This is a genomic window from Faecalibacterium hominis (ex Afrizal et al. 2022) (assembly GCF_049545105.1).
Lineage (GTDB): Bacteria > Bacillota > Clostridia > Oscillospirales > Ruminococcaceae > Faecalibacterium > Faecalibacterium duncaniae.
In genome coordinates this window covers 2,107,332-2,124,848 of the sequence record NZ_CP186860.1, presented here as the reverse complement: position 1 = coordinate 2,124,848, position 17,517 = coordinate 2,107,332, and the positions used below count along the sequence as shown (strand labels likewise).

Annotated in this window: 13 protein-coding genes; 3 read left to right on the top strand and 10 right to left on the bottom strand. The window is 59.8% G+C overall.

Annotation, left to right across the window (positions count from 1 at the left end):
* Positions 1-75: 75 nt before the first annotated feature.
* Positions 76-1,704: an MFS transporter gene (locus tag ACKXGA_RS10270; protein WP_097769810.1), complete on the bottom strand. Its 1,629-nt coding sequence runs from the start codon at positions 1,702-1,704 to the stop codon at positions 76-78.
* Between the two features lie 429 nt (positions 1,705-2,133).
* Between ACKXGA_RS10270 and ACKXGA_RS10265 the strand changes: the two genes are divergently transcribed.
* The 3 genes from ACKXGA_RS10265 to ACKXGA_RS10255 all read left to right on the top strand — a co-directional run bounded on the left by ACKXGA_RS10265 (position 2,134) and on the right by ACKXGA_RS10255 (position 6,721).
* Positions 2,134-4,377 carry a glycoside hydrolase family 3 N-terminal domain-containing protein gene (locus ACKXGA_RS10265; RefSeq protein ID WP_423729436.1) on the top strand — a complete coding sequence of 748 codons (2,244 nt, stop codon included), beginning with the start codon at positions 2,134-2,136 and terminating at the stop codon, positions 4,375-4,377.
* A gap of 44 nt (positions 4,378-4,421) precedes the next feature.
* Entirely contained in the window at positions 4,422-5,798 is a 1,377-nt protein-coding gene (locus tag ACKXGA_RS10260; RefSeq protein WP_423729435.1) for an MATE family efflux transporter, read from the top strand.
* A 68-nt stretch (positions 5,799-5,866) separates the two neighbouring features.
* Positions 5,867-6,721: an SDR family oxidoreductase gene (locus ACKXGA_RS10255; RefSeq protein ID WP_005928852.1), complete on the top strand. Its 855-nt coding sequence runs from the start codon at positions 5,867-5,869 to the stop codon at positions 6,719-6,721.
* 91 nt (positions 6,722-6,812) lie between these two features.
* Here the strand turns inward: ACKXGA_RS10255 and argF are convergent, their stop codons facing one another.
* The 9 genes from argF to ACKXGA_RS10210 form a co-directional block, all read right to left on the bottom strand.
* Complete coding sequence (gene argF / locus ACKXGA_RS10250) at positions 6,813-7,727, bottom strand: ornithine carbamoyltransferase (RefSeq protein ID WP_005928855.1); 915 nt, start codon at positions 7,725-7,727, stop codon at positions 6,813-6,815.
* The gene (locus ACKXGA_RS10245) at positions 7,724-8,929 is read right to left on the bottom strand and encodes an acetylornithine/succinylornithine family transaminase (protein WP_035393208.1); all 1,206 of its coding nucleotides are present in this window, start codon (positions 8,927-8,929) and stop codon (positions 7,724-7,726) included. Before ACKXGA_RS10245 ends, argF begins: the two co-directional genes overlap by 4 nt.
* Positions 8,930-9,157: 228 nt before the next feature.
* Entirely contained in the window at positions 9,158-10,012 is an 855-nt protein-coding gene (argB, locus tag ACKXGA_RS10240) for an acetylglutamate kinase (RefSeq protein ID WP_097773048.1), read from the bottom strand.
* A 172-nt stretch (positions 10,013-10,184) separates the two neighbouring features.
* A complete protein-coding gene (gene argJ, locus ACKXGA_RS10235) occupies positions 10,185-11,411 on the bottom strand; it encodes a bifunctional glutamate N-acetyltransferase/amino-acid acetyltransferase ArgJ (protein WP_423729434.1) in 1,227 nt (408 codons plus the stop codon).
* 164 nt (positions 11,412-11,575) lie between these two features.
* Positions 11,576-12,511, bottom strand: a complete 936-nt coding sequence (argC, locus tag ACKXGA_RS10230) for an N-acetyl-gamma-glutamyl-phosphate reductase (protein ID WP_423729433.1) — start codon at positions 12,509-12,511, stop codon at positions 11,576-11,578.
* A complete protein-coding gene (gene argH / locus ACKXGA_RS10225; protein WP_423729432.1) occupies positions 12,508-13,908 on the bottom strand; it encodes an argininosuccinate lyase in 1,401 nt (466 codons plus the stop codon). Before argH ends, argC begins: the two co-directional genes overlap by 4 nt.
* Positions 13,909-14,261: 353 nt before the next feature.
* Positions 14,262-15,497 carry an argininosuccinate synthase gene (locus tag ACKXGA_RS10220; RefSeq protein ID WP_423729431.1) on the bottom strand — a complete coding sequence of 412 codons (1,236 nt, stop codon included), beginning with the start codon at positions 15,495-15,497 and terminating at the stop codon, positions 14,262-14,264.
* 270 nt (positions 15,498-15,767) lie between these two features.
* Positions 15,768-16,616 (bottom strand): GNAT family N-acetyltransferase, encoded by an 849-nt coding sequence (locus ACKXGA_RS10215; protein ID WP_423729430.1) that lies wholly within the window; start codon positions 16,614-16,616, stop codon positions 15,768-15,770.
* Between the two features lies 1 nt (position 16,617).
* The gene (locus ACKXGA_RS10210; RefSeq protein WP_156066706.1) at positions 16,618-17,445 is read right to left on the bottom strand and encodes an MYG1 family protein; all 828 of its coding nucleotides are present in this window, start codon (positions 17,443-17,445) and stop codon (positions 16,618-16,620) included.
* Positions 17,446-17,517 lie beyond the last annotated feature (72 nt).

The window sequence follows — 17,517 nt, the reverse complement described above, 5'->3', positions numbered from 1 at the left end:
CAGGACATTTCCGGTTACGATGCAGGACAGCGGCGCTGTCCCGGATTCAAAATTTCCGCAGGGAGATGGTTGGCCTTAAGCCTGCTTTGCAGCAGCCTCAGCCTTGATGCGGCCGATCTCAGCCTGGATCTCTGCCATCTTCTCCTTGGTCAGGGGATAGAAGTGCATAGCCACAACGTTGCACAGCCAGCCAACGATGGGCAGCAGGACGAAGCAGCCGATGGTTGCCCAGAAGATGCCGTCAGAGTACGGAGTCATGGTGTCGGGCAGAGCGTCCTTGAAGCCGACCATGGAGTAGAACAGAGCCACAACGGTAGCAGCCAAAGAGGAGACCAGCTTATCCACGAAGCTGAACAGGGTGCCCATCAGGCCGGGAACGTACTTACCGGTACGATAGACCTCGTAGTCAGCGCAGTCAGCTGTCATGGTGATAACGATGGAGGAGGACAGTGCCTGCACGCCGGACCATGCGATGACCAGCAGCACGAAGATCAAAGCGGTGGTGGTCCAGCCGGTGAACAGGGTGCCCCAGGTGTCAGGACGGATCAGGCGGAATGCGGGCAGAGAGAACTTGGAAGCATCGCCCTTGGGGTTGAAGAAGAACAGGAACAGGGTGATGGCGATGGAGCCGATGATGCCGCCCCAGGTACCCACCAGCATGGATGCCTTCTGGCCCATCTGACGAGCGATCTTGTTCATCAGCAGCAGAGAAATCAGGCAGATGGGGATAGAGGTGATCTGAGAGTAGCTAGAGAATGCGGCATAGTTGCCGAAGATGATGCCGAACAGGCAGATCATAACGGTAGCGTTGCTCTTGGTGGACATGAACAGCTTATCGGTAGATGCGGAGACCACCAGCATCTGGATGGCACGGTTGTGAGCCAGGGTGTCAACGTAATCCTTGATGCCGACCTTCTGGGTGGTGCCCAGACCGAAGTACTTCGGATTGTCCTTACGCCACAGGGCGATGATGGCGCAGACTGCAAAGACAGCGGACAGGCCGCCGAACATCAGCTGCATGGTGGTGAACAGGCCGGGGTTGTAGAAAGCGGACAGGCTGCCGCCGGACTTCTCCACGATGCCTGCCAGAGCAGGGTTCTGTGCCACCAGAGAAGCGATCTCGGCAGCGTTGGCCTCGGCAGTCAGGGTGAACTTGGGCACCAGGACATCGGTGACAATGATGGGGAACATGATGTTCATCAGAACAATGTTATACACAGTATCGCACATTGCGAAGATGGGGCGCTGCTTGGGATCGTTGGTCAGGCAGGTCTGAGCAGACTTGGTGACAACGCACTGGCAGGTGTAGCCAATGATGTAGATCATGTAGATGATGATGAACGCAATAAAGCGGACACCAGTGCCCATCTTGGGGATGAAGTTGAACATCACGAAGGTGGTGGCGAACATGATGATCTGACCGATGACAATGAACGGACGGTTTTTGCCGAACTTGCCGTTGGTCTTATCGACCATCATACCAACGAACGGGTCGGTGACACCGTCCCAGACACGCATGATGGTAACAATAGAACCGGCCAGCACGGATGCCAGACCGACGATACCGATCAGGAAGTAGCTGATGTAACCGACCACGACCATGTAGGTGTTGGTGGAGGTGTTGTTCAGAGCGTACATCATGATCTCCCACATTTTCGCTCTGTGGATGCCGTTTTCTTCAAGCGGCTGTTTGACCTTTGCCATAGAGAAGCTCTCCTTTCAATTCTGCGGCCGGTGTGCTGCCACTCACTCCGGCCTTTCATTCGGTCCCCCGTGGGCTGCGGCTGCCACATCGCGAACCGGGGGATTTTTATGTATACATTATGAACTATCCCTCAAATTTCTGTTAGTAAAATTTTGAGGTAAAACAGGACAATTTTACTCTCCTTGGGCGAAATCAACAGTTTTAAAAAACAGCGTTCGTCATTTTGCACATGATTGTAAGATACTAGTACAGCACATTTCACAAAACAGGCTTGTATTCCAACCGCGCGCAAAAAAAGAATACAAGGAAAGTGCGGAAATATCCAAAAAATTTTCTAGTTGTTCCGCGCGGCGGCCTATTATAATAGGTATAGCATCTGCGGCTCTGTGGCATGGGCCGCTGCGTTCAAAAGAAAAGGAGAAAACACTATGGCAGTGAAAGCATCCGAGCGTGTAAAGCGCTACCAGAACCCCAACGGCCCCACCATCAGCACTGTGGAGCGCAAGGTCATCGAGCAGAACGGCCTGTATTTCAAGGACATCGACGGCACCGGCACCGTCAGCGCAGTCAACGACTGGCGCCTGACCCCGGCTGAGCGCGCCGAGGCCTATGTCAAGGTTCTGACCACCAGCGAGAAGATCGGCCAGATCTTCACCTCCGACTGGCGCATGGGCCCCAAGTATCCTTCCCCCCGTCTGGCAGCCAACGGCCACAAGCCCGTGGCGGACGAGAGCGGCCTGCTGGACGAGGCACCCGTGAACGTCTCCGACAGCATCTTCGGCTCCCAGTCCCTGCCCAGCACCTCTGACATGGTCAAGAAGAGCTTCAACCGCCATGTCATCCTGCGCGAGAGCCCCACGCCCGAGGATCTGGCAGATTACCTGAACCAGCTGCAGTACCTGACCGAGACCTGCGATCACTTTGTTCCCATGCAGGTCATGTCCAACAGCCGCAACGAGAACGGTGAGGTCGTGTTCGGCATGAACGATGCCACCGGCGTGTTTGCCACCTATCCCGGCACCCTGGGCATTGCTGCTGCCGTCAAGGGCACCGCACGCATCGACATCATCGACAAGTTTGCCGACACCATCCGCCGCGAGTGGAACGCCTGCGGCCTGAAGAAGGGCTACATGTACATGGCCGACTGCGTCACCGACCCCCGTTGGCAGCGCACCTTCGGCACCTTTGGCGAGGACCCCGAGCTCATTGAGGAGATCTTCGACCACCTGATCCCCGGCATCCAGGGCGGCAGCAACGGTGTTACCCCCGAGGGTGTTTCCATGACCGTGAAGCACTTCCCCGGCGGCGGTGCCCGTGAGAACGGCTTTGACCCCCACTATGCAGCAGGCCAGTGGAACATCTACGCCACCCCCGGCTCCCTGCAGAAGTACCACATCCCGGCATTCCGTGCCGCCATCCGCCACAATGCCGAGTCCATCATGCCCTACTACTCCAAGCCCAGCGCCGAGAAGAGTGCTCCGCAGGAGGACTTCAACGGCAACCCCATCGAGCTCCAGCCCTACGGCTTTGCCTACAACAAGGTGTTCATCGACGGCCTGCTGCGCGGCCAGATGGGCTTCAAGGGCTACATCAACTCCGACACCGGCATCGTCCACAACATGTGCTGGGGCGTTGACATGCTGGACGAGCCCGAGCGCATCGGCTATGCCGTGACCCAGAGCGGCGTGGACCTGATCTCCGGCCTGCTGGACAACGAGCTGGGCGAGGAGAGCTACGCCCGCGGCACCAACGACTACTACGACACCCACGCGGTGCCCGCCGGCTTCAAGAAGGAAGATCTGGTGCTGACCGATGCCAGCCTGAACCGCGCTGTCAGCCGCACCCTGACCGAGCTGTTCCGTCAGGGCATGTTCGAGGACACCTACGCCGATCCCAAGAAGGGCGCCGAGGTCGTTGCCACCAAGGCCGACTGGGAGGAAGCTTCCCGCGTGCACCGCGAGTCCGTTGTCCTGCTGAAGAACGACGGCACCCTGCCCCTGAAGGACGGCACCAAGGTCTACGCTGAGGCCTTTGGCAAGAGCGCCGAGGCCGGTGAGGCCGCCACCAAGGCCCTGCGCGAGATGCTGGGCAATGTTGCTCTGGTGGACACCCCCGATGAGGCCCAGGTGGCCCTGCTGATGGTCAGCCCCCAGTCCGGTGCATACTTCAACGCCACCCCGGGCTACCTGGAGCTGGACATCTGCGAGGACAAGACTGTCTGCAACGTGGATGAGAGCGGCAAGCCCACCACCGAGACCCACAAGGAGACCACTCTGGTGGGCGCAAACCGTCTGGCCGGTATCGCTGCTGCGGTCCACGCCCACGGCGGCAAGGTCGTTTCCAACATCAACTGCCCGCTGGCCTGGGAGGTCGGCAATGTGGAGAAGGTCTCCGATGCTCTGACCGTCGGCTTTGACACCTACCCCTCCGCAACGCTGGATGTGATGTTCGGCCGCTTTGCTCCCGTTGGCAAGCTGCCTCTGACCCTGCCCAAGGGCGACGAGGTGCTGGCTGTGAACGCGGACGGTGTCTGCATCAGCCCCAACGACGTGCCCGGCTTTGCAAAGGATGCCTACATGCCCGACAGCATGAAGGACGAGAACGGCAAGGCTTACGCCTACCGTGATGCCGCAGGCAACTACTACGAGATGAACTTCGGCCTGACGTTCTGAGGGCAGCCCTCTCCGTCTCGCTCAAACCAAAGGAGACACTTTTAATGGCACAAACGCAGAAAAAACAGCAGGATATGGGCACGGGTGACGTGAAAAAGCTCCTGCTTCAGCTGATGATCCCTGCCGTTGTGGCGCAGGTGGTCAACCTGCTGTACAACATCGTGGACCGCATTTACATCGGACACATCCCGGGGATCGGCGCGGCGGCTCTGACCGGCGTGGGCCTGTTTACCCCCATCCTGATGCTCCTGAACGCCTTTGCCATGCTCATCGGCTCCGGCGGCGCGCCCCGCACCGCCATCGCCATGGGCCAGGGCGATAAGAAGCAGGCAGAAAAGATCGTCAGCAACAGCTTTACCATGCTGCTGCTCTTCTCGATCGTCCTGACCATCGTCTTTTACGCCGCCGCACCCACCCTGCTGCGGCTGTTTGGTGCCAGTGACACCACCCTGCCCTACGCCTTGACTTACAGCCGCATCTACATTCTGGGCACCATCTGCGTGCTGATCGTGCTTGGCATGAACACCTTCATCACCGCGCAGGGCTTTGCCAAGATCAGTATGCTGACCACCGTCATCGGCGCGATCATCAACATCGTGCTGGACCCCATCCTCATCTTTGGGCTGGGCATGGGCGTAAAGGGTGCTGCCATTGCCACCGTGCTGAGCCAGGCAGTGGGTGCCATCTGGGTCATCCGCTTCCTCACCGGCCCCAAGACCATCCTCAAGATCCGCAAAGAGGACATGAAGCTGGAAGGAAAGATCATCATGCCCGTGCTGGCACTGGGCATTTCCACCTTCGTCATGCTCTCCACCGAGAGCCTGCTGTCCATCAGCTTCAGCTCCAGCCTGGCCCGCTACGGCGGTGACGTGGCCGTGGGTGCCATGACCGTGATCACCAGCGCCTCCCAGCTGTGCACCATGCCCATCTCGGGCATCTGCCAGGGCGGCCAGCCTGTGATGAGCTTCAACTTCGGTGCAGGCAAGAAGGACCGCGTCAAGCAGGCGTTCCGCTTCCAGCTGACCCTCTGCCTGGGCTACACCACCATCTTCTGGCTGCTGATGATGCTGGTTCCCGGTGCAGTGGCCGGCATCTTCACCTCGGATGCCTCCCTGATCGATTACACCACATGGGCCATGCGCATCTATATGGCGGGCATCTTCTCCACCGGTGTCCAGATCGCCTGCCAGCAGAGCTTTATGGCGCTGGGTCAGGCCAAGGTCAGCCTGCTGCTGGCCTGCCTGCGCAAGCTCATCCTGCTCATCCCTCTCATCTTCATCCTGCCCCATGTGGTCGCGAACCCCGTGTTCGGCGTGTTCCTTGCCGAGCCCGTCAGTGACATCATCGCCGCTGCCGTGACCGCCACTACCTTCTTCCTCCAGTTCAATAAGATCCTGGACAAGGGCGCTGGCAGGGTCTGATGCCTTGTCCGCCTGAAAATAATCATCCGTATCACCACAACCATCTGATCAAAAAAAGGAGTATCCTCGTGGAAAAGAATGTTCTGAACACCGACCTGTCCGGCAAGGTTGCCGTGGTCACCGGTGCCAGCGGCACCCTTTGTTCCATTTTCGCCAAGGCTCTGGCCCGGGCAGGAGCCAAAGTGGCTCTGCTGGGCCGCAACATGGAGAAGCTGAAGGAGCTGGCCAATGCGATCGAGGCAGAAGGCGGCGTGGCCAAGGGCTACACCTGCAATGTTATGAACAAGGCCAACTGCCTGCAGGTGGCAGAGGAGGTGATGGCGGATCTGGGTCCCTGCGACATTCTGGTGAACGGTGCCGGCGGCAACAACCCCCGGGCCAACACCGACAAGGAATTCTTCGAGATGGCGGATCTGGACGATGACACCGTGACCTTCTTCGATCTGGACGAGAGCGGCGTGGAGATGGTGTTCAACCTGAACTTCATCGGCACCCTGCTGCCCACGCAGGCCTTTGCCCGGCAGATGGTGGGCCGCCCCGGCTGCAACATTATGAACATCTCCAGCATGAACGCCTACCTGCCCCTGACCAAGATCCCGGCCTACTCCGGCTCCAAGGCTGCCGTCACCAACTTCACCCAGTGGCTGGCAGTGCACTTCAGCAAGGTGGGCATCCGGGTCAACGCCATTGCCCCGGGCTTCTTTGCCAGCGAGCAGAACGCACGGCTCCTCTACAACGAGGACGGCACCCCCACCGCCCGCACCGAAAAAATTCTGGCTGCCACCCCTATGGGCCGCTTCGGCGACAGCGAAAAGGATCTGGTGGGTGCCCTGCTGTTCCTGCTGAACAACGAGGCTGCCGGCTTTATCACCGGTATCTGCCTGCCCATTGACGGCGGCTTCTCCGCCTACTCTGGTGTCTGATGAGGGCCCCGGCCTGAGCCGCAGACCCTGAGAGAAACAATAAGAGCCCTGGGGCTGCAATTTTCTGCAGCCCCAGGGCTCTTTCTCGTTTTTACAGACCGGCCAGCAGGATGGCCAGCACGGCTTTCTGCACATGGAGACGGTTCTCGGCCTCGTCAAAGATCTCGTCGGCGTGCTCTTCAAAGACAGCGGTGGAAATCTCCTCGCCCCGGTGCGCAGGCAGGCAGTGGAGGAGCATGGCATCGGGCTTTGCCCCCTCCATCAGCCTGCTGGTCACCTGAAAGCCCGCGAAATCCCGCAGGCGGCGCTCACTTTCGGGGGTACCGGGGGCCGTGTTCCATGCGGCGGTCACCACCACATCGGCATCCTTCACACCCTCGGCGGGGTCGGTGAGCAGGTGAAACTTTTCGCCATACTTGTGGGCGAACATCAGCACGTCAGCGGCAGGGCGGTAGCCCTCGGGGCAGACGCAGGTCACACGCATCCCTGCCAGCAGGCCGCCCACGATAAGGCTGTTTGCCATGCTGCAGCCATCCCCGATGAAGCAGAGCTTCTGGCCCTCCAGCGTGCCCCGGCGTTCCCGGATGGTCATCAGGTCGGCCAGCACCTGGCAGGGATGGGCGTAGTCGGTCAGGCCGTTGATCACGGGCACACCGGCCAGCTCGGCAAACTCTTCCAGATCGCACTGGCGGTAAGTGCGCCAGACCACGCAGTCGTAGTAGCGGCCCAGCACCCGGGCGGTATCCTTGAGGGGCTCGCCCCGGCCGGACTGCAGCTCGGTGGCGGCGTTCATGTAATTGCCCAGACCGCCCAGCTGGTAGACACCCACCTCAAAGCTGGTGCGGGTGCGGGTGGAATTTTTGGAGAACATCAGCGCCACGCTCCTACCCTTGAGCAGCGCCGGGGTCGTCCCGGCCTTCTGCTCTGCCTTGAGCTCCTCCGCCACATCAAGGATGTGGTGGAGCTCAGCGGGGGAGAGGTCGCTCATTTTCAGCAGATGTTTCATGCCTGCTCCTTTGGAGCCTTCTGCTCCATCTCGGTCAGCACCTCGTTCAGGATGCCCAGAGCCTTTTCCACATCGTGGGCGGTCAGGGTCAGCGGGGGCAGCAGGCGCAGGCGGCTCTTGGCCGTGAGCACCAGCAAACCCTTTTCGCGGCAGGCGGCCAGCACGTCCGCGGCCTGGATGCCGCCAAAGAACTCGATGCCCACCATCAGGCCAATGCCGGAAAGGTTCTTGACCATGGGCAGCTTGGCCAGACCGGCACGCAGCTGGACGGCCCGCTCACTGACATTGGCCAGGAAGCTCTGATCCATCCGATCCACCACCACATTGGCACCGGCGCAGACCACCGGGTTGCCGCCAAAGGTGGAACCGTGGCTGCCGGGGCCCATGCCCTCGGCGGTCTTTTCGTTCAGCAGAACGGCACCAATGGGCAGGCCGCCGCCCAGGCCCTTGGCCAGCGTGACGATATCGGGCTTGAGGTTGTAGTGCTCACAGCACAGGAAGGTGCCGGTGCGGCCCACGCCGGTCTGCACCTCGTCCACGATGAGGACAAGGTCCTTTTCATCACAGAGGGCACGCACGGCCTGCACATACTCGGGGTCCAGCGCCATCACGCCGCCCTCGCCCTGGATCAGCTCCAGCATAATGGCGCAGGTATGGCGGTCCACCAGTTCCCGGAGGCCTTCGATGTCACCGGCAGTGGTATAGACAAAGCCCTCGTTGAAGGGGCCGAAGTAGTTGTGGAACACCTCCTGACCGGTGGCGGTCAGGGTGGCAATGGTGCGGCCATGGAAGCTGTTGACCAGCGTGATCACAACATCGCGGCCCTTGCCGTAGTGATCGAAGCTGTACTTGCGGGCGGCCTTGATGGCACCCTCGTTGGCCTCGGCACCGGAATTTCCGAAGAACACCTTGTTCATGCCGGTGCGCTTGCACAGCTTTTTGGCCAGCTTGCCGCAGGGAGCAGTGTAATAGAGGTTGGAGGTGTGCTGCAGCTTATGGGCCTGTTCGGAGACGGCCTCGGCCCAAGTCAGGTCGCAGTAGCCCAGGCTGTTCACGCCGATGCCGCTGGTGAAATCCAGATACTTCTGGCCCTCGGGGCCCTCGGCATACAGGCCGTGGCCCTTTTCCAGTGCAATGGGGTTGCGGTTATAGGTGTGCAGGACATATTCGTTGTCCCGCTTGATGACTTTTTCGGAATCCATAGATATACCCTCCTTGGTTAGCGTCCTCGCCCTCTCAGTCTCGCATTCGCTCGCCAGCCCAGGTTGTGGCTCCCAGCAGCTGCTTCGTGCAATTGCACTCGCACCTTGCTGGCCACTGCCCCAACAACTCCTCCCTCAATCCGCCACTGGCGGCGGTCGTCGTCGTTGCCCCCAAAGGGGGAGCCTATTCATCTTTATTATATCGCCCGATATAATTTTCAGCAAGCCTTATTCCTGATGGCTGCGGCGGTAGAACCGGGTGCCGGAGCCCCGGTTGGAGAACAGCTCCAGCAGGATGGAGTGGGGCACACGGCCATCGATGATGACCGCCTCGTGGACTCCCTGATAGATGGCATCGGCCATGCCGCCGATCTTGGGGATCATGCCGCCCGCAATGATGCCGGCAGCCTTGTAGCCCTCGATCTCGCTGACCTCCACCTCGGGGATAAGGGTGGTCTCATCGTCCTTATCCCGCAGCAGGCCGGCGATGTCGGTCATGGAGACCAGCTTCTCGGCCTTGAGGGCAATGGCGATCTGTGCGGCGGCAGTATCGGCGTTGACGTTATAGGCCTGGCCCAGATCGTCCATGCCCACCGTTGCGATCACGGGGATATAGCCGCCGTCCAGCAGGGTGGAGATCAGGGTGGGGTCCACATGGATGATCTCGCCCACATGGCCCAGAGCAGGGTCCAGCTCGGTGCAGCGGAGCATCTGGCCGTCCATGCCGCACAGGCCCACGCCGCGGCCGCGCAGCTTTGCCACAAGGTCCTTGTTCACCTTACCGGCCAGCACCTGCTGGACGATCTCCATGGTAGCGTCATCGGTCACCCGCAGACCGTTGTTGAAATGGCTCTCCACGCCGACTTTTTTCAGCATCTCGTTGATGGCCGGGCCGCCGCCGTGCACCAGCACCACCCGCACCCCCAGCAGGGTCAGGGTGACAAGGTCGTTCATCACGGCGTTTTTCAGCGTCTCGTTGATCATGGCGTTGCCGCCGTATTTGATGACCATGGTCTTGCCATGGTATTTCTGGATGTAAGGGGTCGCCTCCGAAAACAGGAGGGCCATTTCTTCGTTTTTCATATCTTTCCTCTGAACCCTCTCAGTCAATGCCTTGCGGCATTGCCAGCTCCCCCGAAAGGGGGAGCTTTTGTCGAATGGGTCACTTGCTCCATAAAATTAAAATCTGCTGCTTGTCGTTCGTTCCTAAAGCTCCCCCCTCGGGGGAGCTGGCGCGCAGCGCCTGAGAGGGTTATCAGGTCCGATAATCCCCGTTGATCTTCACATAATCATAAGTCAGATCACAGCCCCATGCCTTGGCGCTGGCATCGCCGGTCCCCATATCCACCTTGACAAGGATATCATGCTCCGCCAGAACTTTGGCGGCCTCGTCCTCGCTGTAGGGGTGGTAGGCGGCATTCTCACAGACATAGACCTCACCGGCGGCACTGCTCAGCCAGACACAGATCTTGTCGATGGAGAAATCGCCGGGGGTGTAGCCGATGGCGCAGAGGATGCGGCCCCAGTTAGCATCACGGCCAAAGACAGCAGCCTTGAACAGGTTGGAGCAGACCACGCTGCGGCTGACGGCACGGGCCGTTTTCAGATCGGGGGCGTGGGTCACCTCGCAGGTGATGAGGTGGGTGGCACCCTCGCCGTCACCGGCGTGCTCGGCGCACATGTGCTCAGCAATGGCGGTCAGGGCCGCCACAAAGGCATCGTAGTCGGCGTTTTCTTCGCAGATCTCGGGGTTTCCGGCCAGACCGGAAGCCATGATGATCAGGGTATCGTTGGTGGAGGTGTCCAGATCCACGCTCATCTGGTTGTAGGTGCCAGGCACCACGGTCTTGAGGGCCTTTTCCAGCAGAGCGGGGGAAACGGCGGCATCGGTGGTATAGAACGCCAGCATGGTGGCCATGTTGGGGGCGATCATGCCGCTGCCCTTGCCAATGGCACCCACGGTGCAGGTCTTGCCGCCCAGCTCAAACTGGATGGCGTACTCCTTTTTGTGGGTATCGGTGGTCATAATGGCAGTGGCCGCATCGGTGCTGCCCTGCGCAGTGGCTGTCAGCTTCGCGGCGGCGGCGGGGATTCCCCGGGCAAAGGGGTCAATGACCATGGGCTGGCCAATGACACCGGTGGAGGCAGGCAGCACATCCTCTGCGGGGATGTTCAGCGCCTCGCCCACCAGCGCACAGCACTCCTCGGCCAGAGCCACGCCGTTGGCGGCGCAGGTGTTGGCGTTGCCGCTGTTCACAAGGATCGCCTGTGCATAGCCGTCCTTCAGGTGGGCACGGTCCACCTTGATGGGCGCACCGCAGACCTTATTGGTGGTGTAGACACCGGCGGCGGCACAGCGCACCTCTGCCTTGATGAGTGCCAGATCGTATTTTTCATTATGGTTTGCGCGGATGCCGCAATGCACGCCAGCCGCTGCAAAGCCCTTGGGGGCACAAATGCCGCCCGCAACTTCTTGATACATACTACTTTCTCCCTTCAGCATCCTCACCCTCTCCGTCAGCGCTAACGCGCTGCCACCTCCCCCAAAGTGGGAGGCCTTGGCATTCCCCGCAGAGTTTGCGGTTTTGTCAAAAGCTCTCCCTTCGGGAGAGCTGGGCGCGAAGCGGCCTGAGAGGGTGAGCCATTTCATTCCAATCCAGCCGTCTCTTCAAAACCGAGCATCAGATTCATACACTGGACTGCCGCGCCGGACGAGCCCTTGCCCAGATTATCAAACAGGGAGACCAGCATCATCTGATCCCCGGCGGCGTTCACGGTCAGGTACAGCTCCATGCGGTCGGTACCGGCCATGGCGTTGGAGTACAGGCCGTTCTCGGGCAGCGGCTCGTTCAGGGCGTGTACCTTGATGGTGGCGGCATCCCTGTAATACTCCGCCAGCCCTGCGGCCACCTTTTCGGCACCGCCCCAGACCGGCTGGAAGGGCACCAGCACCTGCATCCCGCTGTAATAATCGCAGACCACAGGCACAAAGGCGGGCGGGTTTGCCAGCCCACTGATCTTCTGCATCTCGGGCAGATGCTTATGGGCAAGGCTCAGACCGTAGCTCTTGGGTGCATCCAGCTTGCTGTGGGCCGGACGATCGGGGCTTTCGTAGTCAGCGATCATCTTTTTGCCGCCGCCGGAATAGCCGGAAATACCGGTGCAGCTGTAAAAATCACCCGCTCCGGCAAGGCCCAGCTCCACCAGAGGCCGCATGATGCTAATAAACCCGCTGGCATAGCAGCCGGGCACCGCCACGCGGCAGGCATTTTTGATCTTTTCCTTCTGGCCCCTGAGTTCCGGGAAGCCGTAGACCCAGTTGGGATCCGTGCGGAAAGCCGTAGAAGTATCCAGCACCTTGACATCCGGGCGGAGCAGGGGCATGACCTCTCTGGAGGCGGCATCCGGCAGGCAGAGGAAGGCGAGGTCAGCCGAATTGATAACCTTTGCCCGCTCGTTCACGTCCTTGCGGCCCTCCTCGGAGATGGAGAGCAGTTCAATTTCGGGCCGGGCAGCCAGACGGTCGGCAATGCGCAGACCCGTGGTGCCTGCGGAGCCGTCGATAAAGACCTTTACGCTCATGCGTTGTTCGCCTCCCATGCGGCCAGCTGGTCCATGGCCAGCCGGATCTGGTTGTTGACGCTGGCCTCGCTGGGGCCGCCGTAGCTGGTGCGGCCCTCACAGCACCTGATGAGGTCGATGGCATCATAGATATCGTTCTCGAACAGGGCGCTGTAGCCCTTGAACTCGTCAAGAGTCAGTTCCTCCAGGGTCTTATCCTTTGCGATGCAGTCGGAGACCATGCAGCCGGTCAGCTTGTAGGCATCCCGGAAGGGCATCCCCTTCTTGGTCAGGTAGTCGGCGCAGTCGGTGGCGTTGATAAAGCCCTTGGCGGCAGCGCGGCGCATGTTGGCAGGCAGGGTCTTCATGGTGTCCAGCATGGGGGTGACAGTCTTGAGGCACAGCTCCAGCGTATCCACTGCATCGAAGATGGCTTCCTTGTCCTCCTGCATATCCTTGTTGTAAGCCAAAGGAATGCCCTTCATCATCACCAGCAGGGTGTTCAGGTCACCGTAGACGCGGCCGGTCTTGCCGCGGATCAGCTCGGTGACATCGGGGTTCTTCTTCTGGGGCATGATGGAGGAGCCGGTGGTAAAGGCATCGTCCAGCTCGATGAACTTGAACTCCCAGCTGCACCAGAGGATGATCTCCTCGGAAAGGCGGGACAGATGCATCATGCAGATGGAGATGGCGTTGGCCAGCTCAATGCAGAAGTCACGGTCAGAAACGCCGTCCAGGCTGTTGGCACAGGGTGCGGCAAAGCCCAGCTTTTCGGCGGTGAACTGACGATCCAGCGGGTAGGTGGTACCGGCCAGAGCGCCGGAGCCCAGCGGGCACTGGGCATCCATGCGGGCAGTGGCATCCTCAAAGCGCTGCAGGTCGCGCAGGAGCATGGAGGCGTAGGCCATCAGCGCATGGCCAAAGGTGATGGGCTGGGCGCGCTGCAGGTGGGTGTAGCCGGGCATGACAGCGGTGGTATTCTCCGCCGCCTTCCTGCAGATGACCTTGATGAGTTCCACGATGTAAGCCTGCAGGGTGTGGCTGTAGTCCCGCAGGGTCAGGCGGATATCCAGCGCCACCTGATCGTTGCGGCTGCGGCCGGTGTGCAGGCGCTTGCCTGCATCGCCGATGCGGGCGGTCAGGGTCTGCTCCACGAAGGTATGCACATCCTCGGCGTTGGGGTCGATCTCCAGCGCACCGCTTGCCAGATCGTCGGCAATGGAGGCCAGCCCGTTGAGGATATCCTCGCAGTCTTTTTCGGAGATGATGCCCTGCTTGGCCAGCATGGCGGCGTGGACCCCGCTGCCGCGCATATCCTGCGCGATCATCCGCTGGTCAAAGCGGATGGAGGAGTTGAAATCATTGACGCGCGAATCGACCGCCTTGGAGAAGCGGCCCTTCCAGAGTTGTTCTGCCATAATATTCTTCCTTTTCTGATAGGCGGCTCGCCCTCTCCGTCATTGCTTGCGCAATGCCACCTCTCCCAAAGGGAGAGGCTCTGGCGCAACCGAGAACTTCACGGCTTGACCGGAAACTTTGCCGCTATGCCAAGGGCTCTCCCTTTGGGAGAGCTGTCACCGTAGGTGACTGAGAGGGCGAGGATGTTTATCTTGTAAATAAAAACAGCTAAAAACGGCAAAGCCGCCGCAGGGGAAAACGCTCCTGCGGCGGTGCCGCCGGCAACTATGCCGGTTTTGGAACTCCGTTGTGAAAGTGTAGAAAACACACCGGAGAGAAAGTTGGCTTTGTGTGATCCCGGTGGATCAGCCGCTTAGTCCTCGATCTTCGGCCAGCTCTTGGACAGCTTTGCGCGCTCCTTGATGGACAGGCCGAACAGGTTGATGAAACCTGCTGCATCTGCTTGGTTGTAATCCTCGTCCTCACCAAAGGAAGCGGTCTGCTCATCGTACAGGGTGAACGGAGAGGTGACACCGGCGTTGATCATGTTTCCCTTGTACAGCTTCAGCTTCACGTCACCGGTCACGGTCTTTGCCAGGCTGTTGGCAAAAGCATCCAGAGCCTCACGCAGCGGGGTGAACCACTGGCCGTTGTAGACGATGTCGGCGTACTTCTGTGCCAGCTGCTCCTTGAGGTGTGCGCTCTCCTTGTCCAGGGTGATGGTCTCCAGAACATTAATGGCCTTGTACAGGATGGCACCGCCGGGGGTCTCGTACACGCCGCGGCTCTTCATGCCCACCAGACGGTTCTCCACGATATCCAGCAGGCCGATGCCGTTCTTGCCGCCCAGCTTGTTCAGGTACTCCACCAGCTCCACAGCGCCCATCTCCTTGCCGTCCACGGCAGTGGGAACGCCCTTTTCAAAGTGGATGGTCACATAGGTCGGGGTGTCGGGAGCCTGCTCGGGGCTGACACCCAGCTCCAGGAAACCGGGGTGGTTGTACTGGGGCTCGTTGGCGGGGCACTCCAGATCCAGGCCCTCGTGGCTCAGATGCCACAGGTTCTTGTCCTTGGAGTAGTTGGTCTCGCGGTTGATCTTCAGGGGGATGTGGTGAGCCTCGGCGTAGTCGATCTCTTCGTCACGGCTCTTGATGTCCCACTCACGCCAGGGAGCAATGATGGCCATATCGGGGCACAGGGCCTTGAGGGTCAGCTCAAAACGCACCTGATCGTTGCCCTTGCCGGTGCAGCCGTGGCAGATGGCATCTGCGCCTTCCTTAATGGCGATATCGGCCAGAGCCTTTGCGATGCAGGGGCGTGCAAAGCTGGTGCCCAGCAGGTAGTCCTCGTACTTTGCACCGAACTTCAGGGTGGGGAAGATGTAGTTCTCCACAAAGTCCTTCTTCAGATCCAGGACGTACAGCTTGGAAGCGCCGGTAGCCTTGGCCTTTTCCTCCAGGCCGTCCAGCTCGGTACCCTGGCCCACGTCACCGGAAACGGCGACGACTTCGCAGTTGTTGTAGTTTTCCTTCAGCCAGGGAATGATGATGGAGGTATCCAGACCACCGGAGTAGGCCAGCACGACTTTTTTGATGTTTTCCTTTTTCATAATAAACGCGCTCCTTTTAATAAAAATACACTTTTGTACCCTGATGCGCACTTTCCCTTCGCATCCTCTGTCTTTGATTCGCGGTTGATGCTTTTATTATACACAGCGCGGCTTTTCCGTCAATGCTGAAAACTGCCAAACATGCCGCGCATTTGCGGCAGGATTTATTACACTTTGTATGTTTATGCAGTGTTTTCCGTTTATATTCAAATTTTATACAGTTAAAATGTATATATGAAATGCAAAAAAGCGCCCCGAAGGACGCTTTCTTTATGCTTGATATCTTTCCAAGATCTCCTCCACCTGTTCCTGTGTCAGCGGGTGGGTGGGCTCCGGCTTTTCATTGCCCCTGCGCAGGGGCAGCCACCAGGTGGACAGGCCCAGCCAGCCGAACTTATAGGCAGTGTGGGGCTCACGGCCCACGCAGGTGAAGCCCAAGCGGGCATGGATACGCTCACTGGCGGGGTTGGGGTCTGCCACAAGGGCGTAAACATTCCAGTAACCCATCCCGTCCAGAATATCCAGCAGGGCGCGGTAGAGGGTATCCCCCACACCAAAGCCCCGGGCATCGGGGGCACAGTAGATGGTGCTCTCCACAGCCCAGTCGTAGGCCTCCCGGGGGTGGTAGCGGTGGGCGCAGGCATAGCCCAGCAGCTTACCGTCCCCATCCCGGGCCAGCAGCAGAGGGATCAGCGCACGGGTGCTGTCCACCCAGTCCTCATACTCCGGCAGGGAAGAGGGCGTTACCTGAAAGGTTGCCGTGTGGTGCAGGACATACCAGTTGTAGATGTCCAGGATCTCCGCCGCATCGGCCCGGGTGGCCAGCGAGAGCCGGGGCAGATTCTTCTCAGCCCATTCGGCGCACAGGGTTTCCTTCTGCGCCTTGGTCAGCTTTTTCAGGGCTGCTTCCCGGCGCAGGGCGGCAGATCTGTCTGTGCACCGTTCCAGATACGCGAACCGCTGTGCCCCCAGCGCACGGGTGCATTTGGCCCCCTTACCGCTCTTGTGGGCGTGCAGGCGGCTGGCCGGGTCATTTGTCCAGCCCGTGTAGAGTTGGCCGCCTGCGCAGCGCACCATATAGACATAGGCCCGCTCCGTCTTCTCCGCTTCCCCGCTCATATCACAGTCTCCCGTTGTTTTTCAGCACCTGACGGCAGGCGGCCAGCGCCGTCTCCTTGTCCTTTGCGGTGATGAGGAAGCGGCTGGCGTGGCAGAAGCTGATGCCCTCGATACCGCTCTTCTGCTCAATGATCTCCTGCGGCTGGCCCGCCCAGCTCTGGGGGAAGGGCAGCTTCGGCTTTTTGGTCTTGTGGTCGGTCACGCACTGGGCGCTCCACCCGCCGCGCTGGCTGGGGTAGATGACGAAGAGGGCATCGGTCTTGTACAGGCCATTCTTCCAGGGCAGGTAGCAGGGCAGGATCACGATGCCGTCCCGGGAATTCTTATAGGCCTGCTGCACTTTCTCGTCGGCGCGATTCACGGCGTTCGCGCTCTCGATCTGGTTTTCCAGGATCTGCTTTGCCACAGCCACCGCCTTGAAGAAGCAGGTGTCCTGATCCTCCTTGGAATCCCACACCGGGTTGAAGAAGCCGATGGCATCGCACAGGCTGTTCTGCTCGCCGGTGTTATCGTTCAGATCAAGAGGCTGGATAAAGTTTTCATCGATGAGCCGGGCCTGACGCTCCCCCACCAGCCCCGGGCCCAGCACCCGCCACAGCAGGCCGAAGGCCGCATAGGGGATGCCGTTGGCGCGGTACTCTCGGGGCTCCTGATGGTGATCGAACATGCCAAAACCGATATCATACACGATGCCGTCGAAATCGTCCGGTACCACAAAGCCGCGGGTGATCCTGATGTCCGGCCGGATGATCTGCAGCAGCGCCGTTGCAAACACGTCGTCCGCATGGAACTTGCCGGCGTGGGTGAAGCCATTTGCAGGAATTTTCATAACAGCAATACCTCGTTCTCTTTCTTTGGGAACAGTATATCACATTCTGAAGCAGGGGACAAATTTTTGTGC

What these genes read in the sequence shown, in the direction of transcription:
- ACKXGA_RS10270 (WP_097769810.1), bottom strand. Translation starts at nt 1,704, where the DNA reads ATGGCAAAGGTCAAACAGCCGCTTGAAGAAAACGGCATCCACAGAGCG.
- ACKXGA_RS10265 (WP_423729436.1), top strand. Translation starts at nt 2,134, where the DNA reads ATGGCAGTGAAAGCATCCGAGCGTGTAAAGCGCTACCAGAACCCCAAC.
- ACKXGA_RS10260 (WP_423729435.1), top strand. Translation starts at nt 4,422, where the DNA reads ATGGCACAAACGCAGAAAAAACAGCAGGATATGGGCACGGGTGACGTG.
- argF (WP_005928855.1), bottom strand. Translation starts at nt 7,727, where the DNA reads ATGAAACATCTGCTGAAAATGAGCGACCTCTCCCCCGCTGAGCTCCAC.
- ACKXGA_RS10245 (WP_035393208.1), bottom strand. Translation starts at nt 8,929, where the DNA reads ATGGATTCCGAAAAAGTCATCAAGCGGGACAACGAATATGTCCTGCAC.
- argB (WP_097773048.1), bottom strand. Translation starts at nt 10,012, where the DNA reads ATGAAAAACGAAGAAATGGCCCTCCTGTTTTCGGAGGCGACCCCTTAC.
- argJ (WP_423729434.1), bottom strand. Translation starts at nt 11,411, where the DNA reads ATGTATCAAGAAGTTGCGGGCGGCATTTGTGCCCCCAAGGGCTTTGCA.
- argC (WP_423729433.1), bottom strand. Translation starts at nt 12,511, where the DNA reads ATGAGCGTAAAGGTCTTTATCGACGGCTCCGCAGGCACCACGGGTCTG.
- argH (WP_423729432.1), bottom strand. Translation starts at nt 13,908, where the DNA reads ATGGCAGAACAACTCTGGAAGGGCCGCTTCTCCAAGGCGGTCGATTCG.
- ACKXGA_RS10220 (WP_423729431.1), bottom strand. Translation starts at nt 15,497, where the DNA reads ATGAAAAAGGAAAACATCAAAAAAGTCGTGCTGGCCTACTCCGGTGGT.
- ACKXGA_RS10215 (WP_423729430.1), bottom strand. Translation starts at nt 16,616, where the DNA reads ATGAGCGGGGAAGCGGAGAAGACGGAGCGGGCCTATGTCTATATGGTG.
- ACKXGA_RS10210 (WP_156066706.1), bottom strand. Translation starts at nt 17,445, where the DNA reads ATGAAAATTCCTGCAAATGGCTTCACCCACGCCGGCAAGTTCCATGCG.